The organism is Macromonas nakdongensis (genome assembly GCF_002837145.1).
Lineage (GTDB): Bacteria > Pseudomonadota > Gammaproteobacteria > Burkholderiales > Burkholderiaceae_C > Macromonas_B > Macromonas_B nakdongensis.
The window spans coordinates 249-3,470 of sequence record NZ_NWMV01000078.1 but is presented as its reverse complement, the minus strand read 5'-3'; the positions used below and the strand labels follow the sequence as shown (position 1 = coordinate 3,470).

At 69.1% G+C, this 3,222-nt stretch carries 4 protein-coding genes; 3 read left to right on the top strand and 1 reads right to left on the bottom strand.

What is annotated here, in order from left to right; translation table 11 throughout:
• Positions 1 to 131: 131 nt before the first annotated feature.
• A complete protein-coding gene (locus CON77_RS10940) occupies positions 132 to 1,322 on the bottom strand; it encodes a phosphoglycerate kinase (protein WP_101049177.1) in 1,191 nt (396 codons plus the stop codon).
• Positions 1,323 to 1,461: 139 nt separating this feature from the next.
• Between CON77_RS10940 and CON77_RS10935 the strand changes: the two genes are divergently transcribed.
• From CON77_RS10935 to CON77_RS10925, 3 genes are all read left to right on the top strand, one after another.
• Positions 1,462 to 1,737, top strand: coding sequence for a DUF2061 domain-containing protein (locus CON77_RS10935; protein WP_101049176.1), 276 nt, complete (start codon positions 1,462 to 1,464; stop codon positions 1,735 to 1,737).
• Positions 1,738 to 1,802: 65 nt separating this feature from the next.
• Positions 1,803 to 2,402: a LemA family protein gene (locus CON77_RS10930; protein WP_101049175.1), complete on the top strand. Its 600-nt coding sequence runs from the start codon at positions 1,803 to 1,805 to the stop codon at positions 2,400 to 2,402.
• A gap of 178 nt (positions 2,403 to 2,580) precedes the next feature.
• The coding region (locus tag CON77_RS10925; RefSeq protein WP_232788500.1) for a TPM domain-containing protein at positions 2,581 to 3,222 on the top strand (642 nt) is incomplete at its 3' end.

Sequence of the window (3,222 nt, the reverse complement as noted above, 5' to 3'; positions counted from 1 at the left end):
GCTCGACCGGCTGGCCACCGCGCACGACCTGCCGCTGTTCACCCTGCCCGCCTGAGCGCCTGCCACGCCGGGCGCAAAAAAACCGCGCCCGGCGGGTGCCGGCGCGCGGTGGCTGCGGGGCGGGCGACGCCTCAGGCGCGCTTGGCCAGCACCTCAAACGCCGGTAGCGTCTTGCCCTCCAGCACCTCCAGGAAGGCGCCGCCGCCGGTGCTGATGTAGTCCACCTCGTCGGTGATGTGGTACTTGGCGATGGCGGCCAGCGTGTCGCCGCCACCGGCGATGGAAAACGCCTCGGAGTGGGCGATGGCCGAGGCCATCATCTTGGTGCCGCCGGCGAACTGCGGGTACTCAAACACGCCCACCGGGCCGTTCCAGACGATGGTGCCGGCGTGGGCGATGATCTCGGTCAGCTTGGCCGAGGTTTTGGGGCCCACGTCCAGGATGCGGTCGTGCGGGGCCACGTCGTCCACCGGGATGCGGTTGGCGCGCGCCAGCGCCGAGACTTCGTCGGCCACCACCACGTCCACCGGCAGCGGCACCTCGGCGCCGCGTTCCTTCATGATGTCCATCACCTGCTGCGCCTCGCGCACCATCTCGGGCTCGGCCAGCGAATCGCCGATGCGCTTGCCCGCGGCCAGCAGGAAGGTGTTGGCGATGCCGCCGCCCACGATCAGCTGGTCCACCTTGCTGGCCAGGGTTTTCAGGATGGACAGCTTGGTGCTGACCTTGGAGCCACCGACGATGGCCACCAGCGGGCGCGCCGGGTTTTCCAGCGCCTGGGTGATGGCGTCCATCTCGGCTGCCAGCAGCGGGCCGGCGCAGGCGATGGGGGCGGTTTCGGCGATGCCGTAGGTGGTGGCCTCGGCGCGGTGGGCGGTGCCGAAGGCGTCGTGCACGAACACGTCGCACAGCGCGCCCAGCTTGGCGGCCAGCTCGGGCTTGTTCTTTTTCTCGCCCACGTTCAGGCGGCAGTTCTCCAGCAGCACCACCTGGCCCGGGGCCACGGCAAAGCCGCCGTCCACCCAGTTCTGCACCAGCGGCACCTCGCGGCCCAGCAGCTCGCCCAGGCGCTTGGCCACCGGGGCCAGCGTGTCTTCGGGCTTGAACTCGCCCTCGGTCGGGCGGCCCAGGTGCGAGGTCACCATCACCGCGGCCCCGGCGTCCAGCGCCATCTGGATGGCCGGCAGCGAGGCGCGGATGCGCGTGTCCTCGGTGATGTTGCCATCGTCGTCTTGCGGTACGTTCAGGTCGGCACGGATGAAGACGCGTTTGCCAGTGGCCTGACCGCTGGCGCAGATGTCGGAGAAGCGCAGAAATTTCATGGTGAGCAGGGGGCTTGAGGGAATGGCCCAGATTGTAGAAGTCTGGTCATTGACGCTATCAATCAAATAGACGCCATCGATTGCCTATAGAAATGAGAATGGCTACCATTTCTCCATCCCCCTCGACAGGAGTCCCACCATGGCACGCCTCCAGCACTTCACCCGCTCCCACCGCCGCACCCTCATGAAGACCGGCAGCTACTACGTGATGCACATCGCCGTGGCGGCCACGGTCGCCTACGCCGTCACCGGCCAACTCTGGGCGGCCCTGACCCTGAGCATCCTCGAACCCACCGTGCAGGCCGTGGCCTACTTCTTCCACGAGCGCACCTGGGCCCGGCGCGAGGCCGCCGAGCGCGCCGCTTCCCAGCCGATGGGGGTGGTTCCAGCAGGCGCGGTCATGGCCGTCCGTTAACATGGCGCATCGGCTCCGGTGCGGTGTTCACGCCGCCGGTCGGGTCGGCAGATTGCGAGGTACCCATGCAAGCGAGAACCACCCGTTGGGCGCTGGCCCTGACCCTGTCCGCCGCGCTCGGTGGCTGCGGCTACAACGACTTCCAGCGCCTGGACGAACAGACCGTCTCGGCCTGGGCCGAGGTGCTCAACCAGTACCAGCGCCGCGCCGACCTGGTGCCCAACCTGGTGGCCACCGTCAAGGGCGAGGCCGCGTTCGAGCAGGAGACGCTGACCCGCGTGATCGAGGCGCGTTCCCGCGCCACCGCCATCCAGGTCACCCCCGACATGCTCAACGACCCGCAGGCCATGCAACGCTTCCAGGCCGCCCAGGGCGAGCTGGGCAGCGCCCTCAGCCGCCTGCTGGTGGTGTCGGAGCAGTACCCCAACCTCAAGGCCAACCAGGGTTTCGGCGACCTGCGGGTGCAGCTAGAAGGCACCGAAAACCGCATCACCGTGGCGCGCAACCGCTACATCCAGTCGGTGCAGGACTACAACGTGCTGGCGCGCAGCTTCCCCAGCAACCTCACCGCCATGGTGTTCGGCTACAGCCCCAAGGCCAACTTCAGCGTGGCCAACGAGGCCGCCCTGAGCGTCCCGCCTCAGGTCGATTTCCAGAAAAAGTGACCCGGCCGTGATCCTGCGCTCCTTGCCTTTCGCTGTCGGGGCCGCGCGTGCCTGGGGTGGACCGGTGGCAGGCCGGGTGGGAGCTTGCGGTGCGCGCTGCCTGGGCGGGTGGTGCTGGCTGTGGTGGTTCGTTCTGCTGTGGACGGCCTGGCCGGCGCTGGCGCAGGACCTGTTGCCCGTGCCGCCCCTGACGGCCCGCGTCATCGACCAGACCGCCACCCTCGGCGCCGCCGAACGCCAGGCCCTGGAAGACAAGCTCGCCGCCTTCGAGCGCGAACGCGGCAGCCAGGTGGTGGTGGTGCTGGTGCCCAGCACCGCGCCGGAGGACATCGCCGACTACAGCCAGCGCCTGGGCGATGCCTGGAAGATTGGCCGCCGCGAGGTCGGCGACGGCGTGCTGCTGGTGGTGGCCAAGAACGATCGGCGGTTGCGCATCGCCACCATGAAGGCGGTGGAAGGCGCCATCCCCGACCTGGTGGCCAGGCGCATCATCGACCAGTCCATCGCCCCGCATTTCAAGCAAGGCGACTACGCCGCCGGCCTGAACGCCGGGGTGGACGCGATCATCGCCCAGCTGAAGGGCGAGATCCTGCCCCTGCCGGCCAGCGGTGCGACGGGCTCGACCGGTGCCGACGACTGGACCGACACCCTGGCCCTGCTTGGGTTCGGGGCCTTGTTCCTGAACCTGCTGCTGCGCGAAATCTTGGGCAACAAGCTCGGCACCGTGGCTGCGCCCCTGGCCACCGGCGTGCTGGCGGCCTACCTCACCGCGTCGCCGTGGATCGGCGTGGGTGTGGGGCTGCTGGCCCTGGTGGTGGGC